Genomic DNA, 13,984 nt, shown 5'->3' with positions numbered 1-13,984 from the left:
TGTGTCAGATTCGGCTCCAGCCGAATCGATTCGGATTGCGCGACCCTGCGCGCTGTTGTTGCCCGGGGCCCGCCGTGGCCCAGGATTCGATCAAGCGGTCGAGCAGTGCGGTGAGGGTGACGACGTCCTCGGCGGTCCAGTCGGCGATGACCGCGGCGAAGACCTGGTCCCCCACGTCCAGGAACTGGCGGAGTTCGGCCCGGCCGGCCTCGGTGGCCTCGACCAGGACCGCGCGCCGGTCGACCGGGTCCGGTGCGCTCGTGGCCAGGCCCGAATCCGAGAGCGCGCGAACATGTCTGGTCACCGAGGAAGGCAAGGCGTCGAGTCGTTCGGCGATCTCACCGGCGCGTAGTGGCCCGGATTCGGCCGCGAGCTGGAGCACGCCGACGCGGACCGGGTCGTAGGCCCGCGAGGTGCCCTGCCGCATCGCCTCGGCGAAGCGGGAGGTGGTGCGCGCCAGCTCCGAGATCTGGTCTTTGTTTGCTTCCATGAAACAAATTTATCATTTGTTTCATGGAAGCAAAAGAGTTTGCTCCTGGCTCCCGGTTTTTCCTGCCACGAGACTCGCCGTCAACGGGGACGTTTAGGACGAATGCGATCTGCCAGGATGGGGCGCATCGAGGAGGAAGAGAGGGGTGTCGATGCGCCGCAGGCAGGCGTTCGCACTGGCTGCGGGTGTGCTACTGGCGGCCGTGTGCCCGATCGTGAGTGATCCGAAGCAGGCCGCGGCCGATGGGCGGACGCGGATCACGCTGCCACCGCTCAGTGGCCGCTACCCGGTCGGGACCATCGATCTGCATCTGGTGGACACGCGGAACGATCCGTGGCGCGCGGGCGAGCCGCGCGAATTGATGGTGACGGTGGCCTATCCGGCGCAGCCCGGCGGGACGCGGGCGGCGTGGGTATCGGAGCCCGTGGCCGCGGTGCTCGATCGCAGCGCGCCCGAATCGCTGGACATCCCGGCGGATACGGTCGACTGGGCCTACACCCGGCGGCACGCGGTCGAGGCCGCAGCGGTCGATGATTCCGGGCCGTGGCCGCTGGTGTTGTTCTCCCCCGGTCTGGGCAGTCCGCGTGAGCTCAATACCGTGCGCGTCGACGATCTGGCCAGTTACGGCTATGTGGTGGTGTCGATCTCCCATACCGGGGACGCGGAGGTCGTCGAATTCCCCGACGGCCGGCTCGTCACCGGAATCCCCGATCGGAACCAGACCTACGTCGAGACCGCGCTGGATACCCGGATCACCGATACCCAGTTCGTCCTGGACGCGATGAACCGGCTACGCGACGGCGAGAACCCCGATGCCGGGAACCGCAGTCTTCCAACCGGTCTGGCGGAGGCGTCGGATCTGGACAAGGTCGGCATGTTCGGGCATTCCCTGGGGGGTTACACGGCCGGTGAGGTCATGTGTGTCGATCCGAGGGTGCGCGCGGGGGTCAATCTCGACGGCGGGATGGCGCTGGGCAGGCTGCGCAGTATCACCGAGCACGGCGTGGATCGCCCGTTCATGCTGATCGGCTCCGATCCGATCATCGACCCCGCCAGCGGGCGCACCTACGAGCATTCCCACGCCACGCCGCAACTGGACTGGTCGTGGACCCAGTTCTGGCTCAATCAGCGGGCCTGGAAGCGAGACCTGCACTTTCACAACAGCTCCCACTACAGCTTCACCGACCTGCAGGCCGTCATCCCCCAGCTCGCGGAACTCATCTCGCCGAAGGCCTGCCACCAGATGGTCGGCTCGATCGATCCCACCGAGTCCCTGCAAGCCCAAAGCGCCTACCTGACCGCCTTTTTCGACCTGCACCTGAACCAGGTCCCCACCACCCTGTTCGACACGAACAGCCCCGACTACCCCGATGTCCGCTTCGTCTCCTGACCACACGATTACCGAGTGCGTAGACTTCCCCAGGTGACGGATCTGGGCGATTTCGAACGGCTCATCGGCGACGACCACGGCCTCTGCGTCGTCTCGACCCTACGCCCCGACAACACAATTCAGTCCTCCTTGGTCAACGCAGGCGTCCTCAAACACCCCCTGACCGGCGAACCTGTAGTAGGCATGGTCCTCCGCGGCGGCACCCGCAAACTCACCAACCTCCGCGCCCGCCCCCGCATGACCGTGGTGGCCCGCTCCGGCTGGCAATGGGCCGCCGCCGAAGGCCCGGCCTGGATCACCGGCCCCGACGACCCCACCCCCGCCATCGACCCCGAACGCCTCCGCCTCCTCCTCCGCGAGGTCTTCACCGCCGCCGGCGGCACCCACGACAACTGGGAAGAATACGACCGAGTAATGGCCACCGAACGCCGCGCCGTAGTCCTCATAACCCCCGACCGCATCTACAGCAACGGCTGAGAGCCCGTACTCACGAGTCGAATCAGGCAGCGTGCCGCAGGAATTCGAGGATCAACGGCAGGTCGGCAGTGGTGAGCGGCCGTGCCGTCCGCGTGGATACATCACGTTCGATCAAGGACCGGATATAGGCCGACTGCGACAACCCGAGTTCGGTGGCTCGCGCCTTGCATCGAAGGTCGAGTTCCGGCGTCAACTTCACCGAGCGCGGGATCGTCGTTCCGGTCGTATCGAAACCTAGAGACTCCGGAGTGGCTTCTTGCGATGCGTCCAGTTCCAGTGATGCCATGATCCGCTCGGTTAGTGCGGCCACATCATTGATGCTCATGTCGTCGAAAGAGTCAGTCATTGCGGTGCTCCCATCGTTCATGGTCGGCGATCAGTTCGGGGGTGGGGTGGAGGGCATTGATCACGTACAGGTCGCGGCCGTCGATGCGGGCAATGATCACCAGCAGTTGCCCACTGTCGGTGCGGCCCATCAGCACCGACGCCTTTATCCCGGTCGTGTGATCGACACCGGATAGCAGCCGCAGTGACCGTTGCCCGCGCAGCCACGCGCTGACAAGGTCGTAAAGATCGTCGAGGTCAATACCTGATCGGGCCAGCAGCGTAGCCAGTCCCCAAAACCACGTAATTGCCACACCAACCAGACTACCACAGACTACCGCAGGTCAAGGCCATAATTTACCCGTCGGACCGACCTGCAACGGACCTACATGAGCACCTCCCACATCCTGCCGTCACCCGAGATCGGCGGCGCAGGCGTCGAGGATTCGGCCGAAGACGTGGGCTATGACGGGTTTGGCGAGGTGGCGGGTGATGAAGGGGGCGGCGAGGGGGAGGGCGGCTTCGGTGGTGGTGGTCCAGGTGACGTGGGTGCCGGTGGGGACTTCGGTGAAGGTCATGCGGCCGCCCTCGTGGCGGGAGGGCGGGAAGCTGCGGTCGACGGTGTAGGCGTAGGAGTGGGGGGCGTCGTAGGCGGTGATGCGTTCGTGGAATCGGCCCAGGAGCCAGGTGTGTTTGCGGAGGGCGCCCACTCCCCAGGGGGCGTCTTCGCCGGGGCGGGTGAGGGTGTCGCGGAGAACCCAGGGGCTGCGCTCGTAGTTCGTTGTGACGGCGCACCATTCGAAGACCCTGTCGATGGGGGCGGGGATGGTGCGTTCGACGGTGATCGTTTCCATGACCTTCGGACACCGCTCCTTCGCGGACTGTGACAGGTCGGCCGTCAGGTGGGTTGGGCGGCGCGGTCGAGGAGGTGGGTCTTGTCGGCGAGCTGCAGTTTTTCCGGGTTGCGGATTGCGTAGAGGGCGGTGATTCGGGTGCCGTCGGTTTCGATGAGGAGGATGGAGTCGAGGGCGCCGGTTTCGGGGGAACGGGCCATGAGGGCGGGGAGGGCGTTGAAGGTGGCGGGTTCGTAGTGCATGCCGGACATGGCGTTTCGGGAGAGGGCCAGGAGGAATTTGGCTACCTGTTCGGCGCCGGTGATGGGGTGGCGGGCCGCGGTGACCACGCCGCCGCCGTCGGAGATTTGGACTACGTCGGGGGCCAGCAGGTCCATGAGCGGTTGGACTTCGCCGGTTTGGGCGGTGTGGAGGAAGCGGGCGATGACCGCGCGGCTGGTGTCGGTGTCGGGGGTGAAGCGTTTGCGGCGGGATTGGATGTGGGTGCGGGCGCGGTGGGCTATCTGGCGGACCGCGGGGGCGGATTTGCCGATCATGTCGGCGATTTCGGCGTGGGTGTGGCCGAAGACTTCCGACAGGACGAACACGGCGCGTTCGGTGGGAGTAAGAGTTTCGAGAACCAGGAGCATGGCCATGGAGACCGATTCAGCCAGCAGGACATCGTGGCTGGCGTCGTTTTCGGTGCGGATGGGTTCGGGGAGCCAGCTGCCGATGTAGTCCTCGCGGCGGCGGCGCACGGTGCGCAGGCGGTTGAGGGCTTGGCGGGTCACGATTTTGATCAGGTAGGCGCGGGGGTGCTCGACCGCGGCGGGGTCGATGTCGCGCCAGCGCAGGTAGCTGTCCTGCAGGACGTCCTCGGCGTCGGCGGCGCTGCCGAGGAGCTCGTACGCGATGGTGAACAGCAACGGCCGTAAGGTATCGAAGGTTTCCGGCTCGCCCACCCCATGCTCGCTCACCCTTCGGATCCTCGTCGAAACGCGGGGGCAGTGCAATGGTCTCGGTGACGTGTCGGGCTTGGTCGGGTGCACAAGCCGGTGGTGCGGGGTTCTGGGGATTGCCGGTAGCGGTGGGCGGTGACTGTGCGGTGTGCTGAATTTCGACGACGGGGTCATGTGGCGGCGCCTGCCTGCCCGCTGGCCTCCCGACCTATTCGCAGAGGTAGATCGTTGAAGATCATTCCCGGGGCGCGGCTTTGCCGGTGGGCCCCTCTCGCCGCGGCGGGCCTGTCCGCGCTGGCGGTGACCATTACGTTCACCACGCCGGCCGGGGCGGTGCCGGTGTCGGGTCCGGTGCCGAGCGCGCCCGCGAATTTCGGCCTGCCCGCCGATTATCAGCCGTCGCCGGAGAAGTACGGCGTGGGTTATGAACTGGGACATGTGGTTCCGCTCTCCGACGGCACCCAGTTGCAGGCCGAGGTGCGGTATCCCACCGATCCGGCGACCGGGCAGCGCGCCGCCGGGGACTTCCCGGTGGTCGTCAACTTCACCACCTACGGTGCGGTGACCAGTGCGCTGACCGCCGCGATCACTGGTGTCATCGACGATCTGCACATTCAGCTGCCCGATAACCTCAAAGACGCTCGGCGCGTGATCAATCAGGCCACCTCCGCGCAGGACATGCTGGTCAAGCACGGCTATATCGAGGTGATCGCGGATGTGCGCGGCACCGGCGGTTCCACCGGCGCCTGGAACCCGGCCTCCAAGCAGGACGGCCAGGACGGTGTGGAACTGGTGGACTGGGCGGCGAAACTGCCCGGCTCCAATGGCAAGGTCGGCATGTTCGGCTATTCGTTCCCGGCCCTGGACGCCATGCGCACCGCGGAGGCGGTCGGCCCGGATTCACCGCTCAAAGCCATTGTGCCGATTGCCATGCCGAACAATATCTTCAACGAGGTGCTCAATCACGACGGCATGATGAGCCCGCTGCTGCTGACGGCGATCTGCTTCATGGTGCCGTATCTGAGCCTGATCGGGCCGTTCCTGACGGCGGTGGTGTCACCGCAGACCTTCCTGACCTCGCTGATCGATCATTTGAAGGCGGTCATCGCCAACGACAGCCCGATCAAGCTGCTGATCGAGGGCTACGCGGGCGGCCCGCTGGCCTATGACACCTCGTGGTGGCAGGAGCGCCGCTTCGAGACGGATATGCACAATCTGACCGATCGTGGCATCGCGATGTATCAGATCGGCGGCTTCTGGGACCTCTATCAGGAGGGCCCGATGCGCAATTACTCGCAGCTGCAGAACCTTTCGGCCGGCCGCGATCAGTTCGCGCCCATGGCGCCGGATCAGCAGCCCGACGGCCGCTACCAATTGCTGATGGGCCCTTGGTATCACGTGGCCATCGGCATGGGCCCGGGTTCACGGCTGGACACCGATCAGATCACCCTGGCCTGGTTCGACCGCTGGCTCAAGGACATCGACAACGGCGTGGACAAGACCGACACACCGTTGCATGTGATCGATGCCAATAACAATGCGGCCGATACCGCCCGCTACCCGTTCCAGCAGGCGGCGGTCACGCAGCGCTGGTTCGACGGTGATCGCTTGAGCGACAAGCCGCCCACAGTCACCGATGCCTCGGACAAGCTGGACTACACCGGCATCGACAATCTGTGCAATCGCCAGACCCTGGGCCAATACACCGCCGGCCTGCTGGATTTCGTGTTCCGCGTCTTCAATGCGTTCAACCCGTGCACCGAATGGGTGCAGCAGCCGACGGCGGGCATGAAGTACACGATGGATCCGGTGACCGAGCCGACCGTGCTGGCGGGCCCGTCCAGCGTCACCCTGTACGCCTCGTCCACCGGCACCGATGCCGCCTTCCAGGTGTGGCTCGACGATGTGGCGCCGGATGGTTCGTCGGTGAACATCACCGGCGGTTCGCAATTGGCGAGTCAGCGCACGCTCAACGATGACAAGACCTGGCGCTCCCCCGACGGCCTGGTCTATGCGCCCGAGCATGTGATCACCACGGAGAACGAGCAGCTGCTCACTCCGGGTGACGTGGTGAAGATGGAGATCAAGCTGCGCCCGACCTGGTACCGCCTGGATCCGGGTCACGCCCTGCGGGTGCGCATCACCACCGGCACGTTCCCGTCCACGATTCCGATCCCGACGGATCTGCCGCGGCTGCTGGGTACCTCGCAGCAGATTCAGCGCAATGCGGCGTTCCCGTCGAGTCTGGTGGTGCCGCTGGCACCGGCGAGCAGCTTCTCACGCTAATGGAATCAGATTGTCCCAGACACTCGTTGACACGAGTGCCTGGGACGATTCAAGCTGAACTCCACAACTGTCCGAGACAGAGGGAGAGCAGCAGTGGCGCCGCGAACCGACACCAGAGCCGAGACAGCCGACACCGGGAAACCCCCCACCCCCAAGCGACCCGCACGGCGGGCGAAACGCACTCAGCCGCAGGTACTCACCGAACCCCGGCAGCGCACCGTGCGCAACGGCGATATCGAACTCGCCGTCTTCGAACAGGGCCAGCTGGACGGTCCGACCATCGTCCTGGTGCACGGCTGGCCCGATTCACACCATTTGTGGGACAACGTCGTTCCGCATCTGGTGGACCGGTTCCACGTCGTCACCTACGACTCGCGCGGGCACGGGCAATCCACGAATCCGCCCGATTACCAGGCCTTTCGAATCCCGGAACTGGCCACCGACTTCTTCGCCGTGCTCGATGCGGTGAGCCCGGACGCGCCGGCACACGTGCTGGCCCACGACTGGGGGTCGGTAACAGTCTGGGATGCCGTGTGCGAACCCGATGCCGAAACCCGCATCGCCTCGTTCACGTCGGTCTCGGGCCCCAATCTCGATCATGCCGGGCGCTGGGCGCGCAAGCGTTTCGCCCGCCCGACCCCGTTCAATCTGGCCGGGCCGTTGGCGCAATTGGCCTCGGTGGCCTACCAATTCGCCTTCATGGCCCCGATGACGCCCGCGCTGGTGCGTTTCGGGCTGCGCGAGCAGACCTTCCGCCTCGGCCTTCGCCTGGCTCAGGGCACGCCGTTCGAGCAGGTCACCCTGGGTGACAGCTTCACCGCCGACGCCGCCAACGGCCTGAAGATCTATCGCGCGAACCTGGTGGTGGGCAAGGTGTTCTCCGCGCGCGACCGCCATACCAAGGTGCCGGTGCAGTTGATCGTGCCCGCCTACGATCCGGCGGTGCGGCCCGCGGTCTACGCCGACGAATCCGAGTGGACCGATCAGCTGTGGCGGCGGGATCTCAAAGCGGGCCACTGGGTGCCGTATTCGCATCCGCAGGTGCTCGCGCGCGCCGCGATCCAGCTCATCGACGCGGTCTCCGGCGCCGAGCCGTCGCGCGAACTGCGCCGCGCCGAGGTGGGCCGCCCGCGGCCTCGCCCGTTCGACGATCACCTGGTGGTGGTCACGGGCGCGGGTTCGGGCATCGGCCGCGAGACCGCCCTCGCCTTCGCCCGCGCGGGCGCGGAACTGGTCATCTCCGATATCGACGAGGCGGCCGTGCGCGAAACCGCCACCCTCATCGCCGAATTCGACGGCCTGGCCTATCCGTATCGCCTCGACGTCTCCGACGAGGCCGCGGTCCAGGCACACGCCGACGAGGTCGCCGCGGTGCACGGTGTCCCGGATGTGGTGGTCAACAATGCCGGTATCGGCCAGGCCGCCCCGTTCCTGCACACGCCGAGCGAAAGCTTCAAACGCGTCTTGGACATCAACTTCTTCGGCGTCGTCAACGGTTCGCGCGCCTTCGGCCGCTTGATGGCCGACCGCGGGACGGGCGGTCACATCGTGAACGTGTCCAGCATGGCGGCCTACACCCCGCAGCAGGGTTTCAGCGCCTACTCGACCAGTAAGTCGGCGGTGTTCACCTTCTCCGATTGCCTGCGCGCGGAACTGGCCAAGGACGGTATCGGCGTGAGCACCATCTGTCCCGGCATCGTGCACACCAATATCGTTCGCACCACCGAGTTCTCGGGTGTCGGCAGCGAGAAGGAGCAGGCCCGCCAGCAGTTGTTCGACACGCTCTACCGCTGGCGCAGCTATCCCCCGTCCAAGGTGGCCAAGGCGATAGTGCGTGCGGTGCAACACAACAGCGCGGTCGTCCCGGTGACCCCGGAGGCGTGGGCGGCCTATTACGGCACCCGGCTGACCCCGCCGTCGCTGCTGCGCTTCGGCGCGGCGCGGGCCGCGCTGGCCCGCTGAGGACCGGTGGTCCTGGATCTACCGCAGCGAGCTCGGTAGATCCAGGACCAGCCGGGCACCGGGCGCCGCGCGTGAGACGCAGATCAGCATGTCCCCCTGCGACCGCTGCGCGTCGTTGAGCACGGTGTCCCGGTGGTCGGCCGCTCCCATGAGCACCCGCACCTTGCAGGTGGTGCAGAAGCCCTGGCGGCAGGAATAGGCGACCGACGGTTCAGCCGCGGCGACGACCGACAGCACGGTGCGGTCGGCGGGTACCTCGAGAATCTTTCCGCCCCAGCCCAATTGGACGGAGAAGGGTTGCCCGTCGCGGATGGGCGGCGGCGAGAAGCGCTCGTGGTGGAATTCGATCTGCGGGACGGTCGCCACGCGCGCGGCCACCGCGTCCAGCAGCGGCGGCGGACCGCAGACGTAGACGGCCTGTCTCGCGTCGAGGTCGGGGACCAGGTCCGCGCCGGTGGGCAGGCCGTGCAGGTCATCGGTGCGCACGGTTACGCGGCTGCCGTAGGCCAGGATCTCGTCGAGGAACGGCAGCGAATCCCGATGCCGGCCGGTGTAGACCATCGACCAGTCGGCGCCGGCGCGGTCGGCGGCGCGCAGCATGCCGAGGATCGGGGTGATGCCGATACCGCCGGCGATGAAGCGGATGCGGCGCGCGCCGACGTCGTGCCCGGTCAGGGTGAGCGGAAAGGCATTGCGCGGCCCGCGGATTCCGATCAGGGCGCCGGGCCGCACCTCGTCGTGCAGTTCGATCGAACCGCTACCACCGGGTATGCGCCGCACCGCGATCCGATAGTGGAACGGATCGCCCGGATCACCGCACAGCGAATACTGGCGCATGCGCCCCGACGGCAGCACCACGTCCAGATGCGCGCCGGGCCGCCAGGAGCGCAGTACCGCGCCCTGCGGATGCGCGAACACGAAGCTCACCACATCCTGATCGGCGGCGACCACCTCACGCTCCACGAGCACGAGCTGCCGCGTGTGCACACCCGGCGGGGCGCCGGCCGGGGTGCCACGCGGGGAGAGCCACGCCAGCACCCGGGCACCGGGCGCGATCAGCTTGTCCGCCAGCCGCAACAGCGGATCGTGGCGCAACGGCGCCCAGAAGGCGGGTGGCACACCGCGCGCACGCATTTCGGCGATGCGCCCCTCGATGGTCTGCAGTTCGGGTGCTCGGGTCATGAAGCGTGCGCCATCTTCGCCGCGGGCGATTTCGCCAGATAGGCCACGGCCTGGGCGGTGTCGCCGGTGTCTTCGGGGTTGTAGTCGGCGCGAACGAAGGAGGCGAAACCGTTGCCGATCAGCCGCCAGCGCGGCAGCACCCCGCGCCGCATGGCACTGTTGACCTCGCGAAAGACCTTGATCGGCCCCATGTTCCGCAGGGTCGGGTCCTGCCGGACCAGCCACCACGCGACGGCGATGAGCCCCAGCGGCAGACCGGCGCTGGCGCCGAGGTAGATGGTGACCAGCCGGGGTCGGCGCGCCCCGAAGTAGCGTGCGACATCGAAGGCGACACTGCGATGTTCGACTTCTTCGGCGCCGTGCCAGCGGAACAGATCGGTCAGGGCCGGATCCGCTTGCAGGGCTTCGAAGTCCTGGTTGAGCAGCCAGTCCCCGCCGAGGGCGGTGAAGTGTTCCACCCCGGCGATGGCGGCGAGCATCTGCACCACGACCCGGTGCCGCAACTGCTCGGGCAGCGTGTCCAGGCGCGAGATGGCCCGGTCGAAGAGGTATTCGACCTCGGTCAGGATGGGTTCGGGGTCGATGCCGTGGCGCTGCAGGAATTCCCAGATGGCGCGATTGTGGGATTCGGCGTGCTGGCTCTCCTGGCCCATGAAGCCGATCATCTGTTCGCGCAGTTCAGGATCGGTGACGTAGGGCAGGGCCCGGCGGAACATCTCCACGAAGCCGCGCTCGCCCAGCGGCAGGATCAGATTGAGACCGGAGATGGCGTGGGAGGCGACGGGTTCGCCCGGTATCCAGTGCAGCGGTGAGTGCGAGAAGTCGAAGTGCACCTCGCGCGGGCGCAGCGCCACCGGGCCCACGTGCTCGTTCATGATCATCACCTTTCGACTCGGACAGTGCGGGCAGCCCCGTTGCCGCCCGCACATTCCGGTCACTCTCCACTGTAATTGTCTGAGACAGATCAAGCCATGAGTTGAGGCTATCCGAAAAGATCGGCCGCATGACACACTGAGACACTCGATCTCGGAGGTCATCGATGCCCGAACCGCGCCAGGGATTCCGAAGACTGCGCCGCCGCACCGTTTCCGACACCGTCGGACAACCCCCCACCCGCACCGCCGTACGCAATGCCAAGATCGTCGCGCTGCCCGTCGCCTATGCCGCGCGCCGCGCGGGCGGGCCGGTACAGCGGGCCTTCGGGAAATCCGCCCGCGAGGTCGAACTCGACATCCAGGCACGCACCGCCCAGCACATGTTCGAGGTGCTCGGCGAGCTCAAGGGCTGCGCAGCCAAATTCGGCCAGATCCTGGCGCTCTACGAACTCGCCCTCCCGCCCGCGCTGGGCGAACCCTATCGGGAGGCGCTGAGCAAGCTGCAGGATTCCGCGCCCGCCATGCTGCCGGCCTCGGTCAGCGCCGCCATGGCCGCGAGCCTGGGCCCGGACTGGCGCGACAGTTTCCAGGAGTTCGATCTGCGCGCGAGCGCGGCCGCCTCGGTGGGTCAGGTGCATCGCGCGCGCTGGCACGACGGCCGCACGGTCGCGGTGAAGCTCATGTATCCCGGCGCCCGCGAGGCGGTGCACTCCGATCTGGAGCAGTTGCGCCGCCTGGCCCCGATCGGCACGGTCTTCGCACCCGGCATGGATATGCGCGCCGCGGCCGACGCCTTCTCCGAATGCATCAGCGCCGAACTCGATTACACCGCCGAGGCCGCCAATCAGCGCGCCTTCCACACCGAGTACGCCGACGACCCGGACTTCCTCGTCCCCGAGCTGATCCACCAGCAGGGCGATGTGCTGATCAGCGAATGGGTGGACGGCATCCCGCTGACCCGGGTGATCGAATCCGGCGCCCAGGAGGAACGTGACCGGGTCGGAATCCTGGTGCTGCGCTTCGTCATGTCGAGTTTCGCGCGCACCGGCCTGCTCTACACCGATCCGCATCCGGGCAACTTCCGTGTCATGCGCGACGGCCGTATCGGCGTCGTCGACTACGGCGCCTGCTCGGCGATCCCGCCCGAATTCCCCGCGGTGGTCGGCGATATCGGGGAGGCCGCCCTCAACGGCACCGACGCCGACCTCGAGACCACCCTGCGCCGGCACGGATTCGTCGCGCCGGAAAAGGATTTCGACATCGCGGCGCTGGTCGAGCTGATCGACCCGATTCGCGAGCTGTTCCTGGAACCGGTCGTGCACATCACCATGCGCTGGCTGCGCGCCCGCGTCCTGCACGCGACACAGCCGACGCTGTCGAATGTGGGCCGGCAGTTGAAGTCGCCGCCGGAGTACACCCCGATCGGGCGGACCATCCTGTCCACCGCGGGCGTGTTGTGCCAGCTGGGCGTGCAGGGCCGGTTGCGTGACGAATTGACCGCTCCCCTACCGGATCTGGCGGCCGCGGTGGAGCGCTATCAGCTCGGCGAGGGCCCCTCGACGGTGGTCCTGCTGCACGATCGGCGCCGGCAGCACGCGCTCAGAGGTGCATCCAGTTCGGCCACACCTGCGCCCACGGCTTCTTCAGGCCCGTACATCTCCAGATAGTGACGTTCTGGGTATTGCCGGAGAAGCCGAGCCGCGTATCCACCTTCCCGACCGCGTCGACATGGTCGAACTGGGTGCGCAGCACGGCTTCGTAGCCGCCGACGGCGAGCACCGCGCTGGCATCGTCGGGCGGGGTGCCGAAGTAGCCGAAGCCGCGGCTGGGACTGTAGATCGGGGGCAGTTGCTTGCGCCCCATCTGGTCCAGAGCGCTTGCCTGCCAATAGGTGTCGGCGATGATCACCGTGTGCGCCCGCTCGGCCGGTGGCAGCGCGTCGTAGTCGCGGACGACCTCGTCGGTGAGTTCGTGCCAGCCGAAGGAGCCGTAGGTGCCGATATTGATGGCCGCCTCGGCATCGTCCTTGGGCGGGTGGATGTCCCCGGCCGCGCGCCACGGGGTCGCGTACAGCACGAAAACCGTTGCGGCCAGCGACAGTAACGCCGTGCCCGTCACCAGTACCCGCCGCCAGACCGGTTTCACCCGTTCGGCCGTGGCCACCAGGGCGAATGCGCCCGCGGCGATCATGGCCGCGTACATGCCCGCCGCGTAGTAGATCCGCCCGCCGGTGGCGATGAACGCCACGAACAGCGCGATCAGCGTGGCACCCAGAAACCGGAAGGGCCGCAAGGAATCCCAGCGCAGCAGCGCCCACAGGCCCCAGATCAGCAGCACCGAACCGAGATAGCCCGCCAGCATGACGGCCATCGGCACGAACAGCACCTTGCCACCGAAGATCCCCTGCTCGTCGGCGATGATGCGGCCCATCTCGAGCTGCGGCCAATCGTGTTTGTGCTGCCAGAGCAGTTCGGGCACGGTCGCGGCCACCACGATCACCCCGCCCACCCACAGCAGCGGCCGCCGGACCAGCTCGCGCGGCCCGAACACCAGGCTGGTTACGGCCACCGCGAGCCAGAAGAACGGGATCAGCCATTTCACCTGCATGTCCACGGCGGTGATCAACGCCGCGGCCAGCAGCAGCCAGTCGTTGCGGGTGTGCACCCACCGCACCACCAGCCAGGTGATCATCGCCCACAGCGCGGTATCCACCGCATTGGTGGTGAGCATCGCGCCCTGCAACAGCAGAAACGGTGAGGTCGCATAGCCGAGCGCGGCCAGGGCCTGCGCCCAGCGCCCGCCGCCGAATTCGCGGGCGATCATGGCGCACAGCACGATCGCGACTACGGTCAGCAGCACCGCGGGCAGCCGCAGCACGAAGAACGAGCCGGGGTCGATGGTGTCCATGAGCCGGGCCAGCAGCGGCAGCACCGGCCCCTGGTCGGCGTAGCCGACGGAAGGCCGGCGCCCGGCGGCCAGGAAGTACATCTCGTCGCCGAAGTAGCCGTATCGGGTGGCCGACAGCAGCAGCACGATGGCGGCCGGGCCGGTCACGGCGAGGATTGCGGGCCAGGACAGCGGCGGCCGGGCCTCGGGCGCGGCGTGCCTGCCGGACGAACCTGGTCGAGCCGGAAGATCAACCACGTCGGTCAACGGTGTGCTCCTGGAACGGCGGATTACTGCTCCGGACATCGGTGAATCTACCC

The 13,984-nt window shown here is 67.1% G+C and carries 13 protein-coding genes; 5 read left to right on the top strand and 8 right to left on the bottom strand.

Going from position 1 to position 13,984, the window contains the following annotated elements; all coding sequences use genetic code 11:
* Positions 1 to 4 precede the first annotated feature (4 nt).
* The gene (locus ACH438_RS31855; RefSeq protein ID WP_397011944.1) at positions 5 to 490 is read right to left on the bottom strand and encodes a MarR family winged helix-turn-helix transcriptional regulator; all 486 of its coding nucleotides are present in this window, start codon (positions 488 to 490) and stop codon (positions 5 to 7) included.
* A 151-nt stretch (positions 491 to 641) separates the two neighbouring features.
* On the opposite strand from ACH438_RS31855, the gene ACH438_RS31850 reads away from it, so the two are divergent.
* Positions 642 to 1,880, top strand: a complete 1,239-nt coding sequence (locus tag ACH438_RS31850; RefSeq protein WP_397011942.1) for an alpha/beta hydrolase family protein — start codon at positions 642 to 644, stop codon at positions 1,878 to 1,880.
* Positions 1,881 to 1,913: 33 nt separating this feature from the next.
* A complete protein-coding gene (locus ACH438_RS31845) occupies positions 1,914 to 2,357 on the top strand; it encodes a pyridoxamine 5'-phosphate oxidase (RefSeq protein WP_397012123.1) in 444 nt (147 codons plus the stop codon).
* A 22-nt stretch (positions 2,358 to 2,379) separates the two neighbouring features.
* Here the strand turns inward: ACH438_RS31845 and ACH438_RS31840 are convergent, their stop codons facing one another.
* The 4 genes from ACH438_RS31840 to ACH438_RS31825 form a co-directional block, all read right to left on the bottom strand.
* Positions 2,380 to 2,703, bottom strand: coding sequence for a hypothetical protein (locus tag ACH438_RS31840; protein ID WP_397011940.1), 324 nt, complete (start codon positions 2,701 to 2,703; stop codon positions 2,380 to 2,382).
* On the bottom strand, positions 2,696 to 2,995 hold the full coding sequence (locus ACH438_RS31835; protein WP_397011938.1) for a hypothetical protein: 300 nt from the start codon (positions 2,993 to 2,995) through the stop codon (positions 2,696 to 2,698). Before ACH438_RS31835 ends, ACH438_RS31840 begins: the two co-directional genes overlap by 8 nt.
* A 99-nt stretch (positions 2,996 to 3,094) precedes the next feature.
* Positions 3,095 to 3,535, bottom strand: a complete 441-nt coding sequence (locus ACH438_RS31830; protein ID WP_397011936.1) for an SRPBCC family protein — start codon at positions 3,533 to 3,535, stop codon at positions 3,095 to 3,097.
* A gap of 44 nt (positions 3,536 to 3,579) precedes the next feature.
* The gene (locus ACH438_RS31825) at positions 3,580 to 4,491 is read right to left on the bottom strand and encodes an RNA polymerase sigma-70 factor (protein ID WP_397011934.1); all 912 of its coding nucleotides are present in this window, start codon (positions 4,489 to 4,491) and stop codon (positions 3,580 to 3,582) included.
* A gap of 210 nt (positions 4,492 to 4,701) precedes the next feature.
* On the opposite strand from ACH438_RS31825, the gene ACH438_RS31820 reads away from it, so the two are divergent.
* The gene (locus tag ACH438_RS31820; protein ID WP_397011932.1) at positions 4,702 to 6,759 is read left to right on the top strand and encodes a CocE/NonD family hydrolase; all 2,058 of its coding nucleotides are present in this window, start codon (positions 4,702 to 4,704) and stop codon (positions 6,757 to 6,759) included.
* Between the two features lie 219 nt (positions 6,760 to 6,978).
* Positions 6,979 to 8,721 (top strand): SDR family oxidoreductase, encoded by a 1,743-nt coding sequence (locus ACH438_RS31815; RefSeq protein WP_397012121.1) that lies wholly within the window; start codon positions 6,979 to 6,981, stop codon positions 8,719 to 8,721.
* Positions 8,722 to 8,739: 18 nt separating this feature from the next.
* Here ACH438_RS31815 and ACH438_RS31810 read toward each other — a convergent pair whose 3' ends face one another.
* Entirely contained in the window at positions 8,740 to 9,855 is a 1,116-nt protein-coding gene (locus ACH438_RS31810) for a PDR/VanB family oxidoreductase (RefSeq protein WP_397012119.1), read from the bottom strand.
* A gap of 44 nt (positions 9,856 to 9,899) precedes the next feature.
* Positions 9,900 to 10,778 (bottom strand): metal-dependent hydrolase, encoded by an 879-nt coding sequence (locus tag ACH438_RS31805; protein ID WP_397011930.1) that lies wholly within the window; start codon positions 10,776 to 10,778, stop codon positions 9,900 to 9,902.
* Positions 10,779 to 10,942: 164 nt separating this feature from the next.
* On the opposite strand from ACH438_RS31805, the gene ACH438_RS31800 reads away from it, so the two are divergent.
* Positions 10,943 to 12,445, top strand: a complete 1,503-nt coding sequence (locus ACH438_RS31800; protein WP_397011928.1) for an ABC1 kinase family protein — start codon at positions 10,943 to 10,945, stop codon at positions 12,443 to 12,445.
* Here the strand turns inward: ACH438_RS31800 and ACH438_RS31795 are convergent.
* Complete coding sequence (locus tag ACH438_RS31795; RefSeq protein ID WP_397012117.1) at positions 12,378 to 13,922, bottom strand: ArnT family glycosyltransferase; 1,545 nt, start codon at positions 13,920 to 13,922, stop codon at positions 12,378 to 12,380. The genes ACH438_RS31800 and ACH438_RS31795 overlap by 68 nt on opposite strands.
* Between the last annotated feature and the right edge of the window lie 62 nt (positions 13,923 to 13,984).

Origin of the sequence: Nocardia sp. NPDC020380 (genome assembly GCF_044386975.1) — a bacterium.
Taxonomy (GTDB): Bacteria; Actinomycetota; Actinomycetes; order Mycobacteriales; family Mycobacteriaceae; genus Nocardia.
Note: the sequence above shows the minus strand (reverse complement) of the source record. Positions and strands in the feature narration are given on the sequence as shown.

What these genes read in the sequence shown, in the direction of transcription:
- ACH438_RS31855 (WP_397011944.1), bottom strand. Translation starts at nt 490, where the DNA reads ATGGAAGCAAACAAAGACCAGATCTCGGAGCTGGCGCGCACCACCTCC.
- ACH438_RS31805 (WP_397011930.1), bottom strand. Translation starts at nt 10,778, where the DNA reads ATGAACGAGCACGTGGGCCCGGTGGCGCTGCGCCCGCGCGAGGTGCAC.
- ACH438_RS31810 (WP_397012119.1), bottom strand. Translation starts at nt 9,855, where the DNA reads ATGCGTGCGCGCGGTGTGCCACCCGCCTTCTGGGCGCCGTTGCGCCAC.
- ACH438_RS31840 (WP_397011940.1), bottom strand. Translation starts at nt 2,703, where the DNA reads ATGACTGACTCTTTCGACGACATGAGCATCAATGATGTGGCCGCACTA.
- ACH438_RS31830 (WP_397011936.1), bottom strand. Translation starts at nt 3,535, where the DNA reads ATGGAAACGATCACCGTCGAACGCACCATCCCCGCCCCCATCGACAGG.
- ACH438_RS31800 (WP_397011928.1), top strand. Translation starts at nt 10,943, where the DNA reads ATGCCCGAACCGCGCCAGGGATTCCGAAGACTGCGCCGCCGCACCGTT.
- ACH438_RS31850 (WP_397011942.1), top strand. Translation starts at nt 642, where the DNA reads ATGCGCCGCAGGCAGGCGTTCGCACTGGCTGCGGGTGTGCTACTGGCG.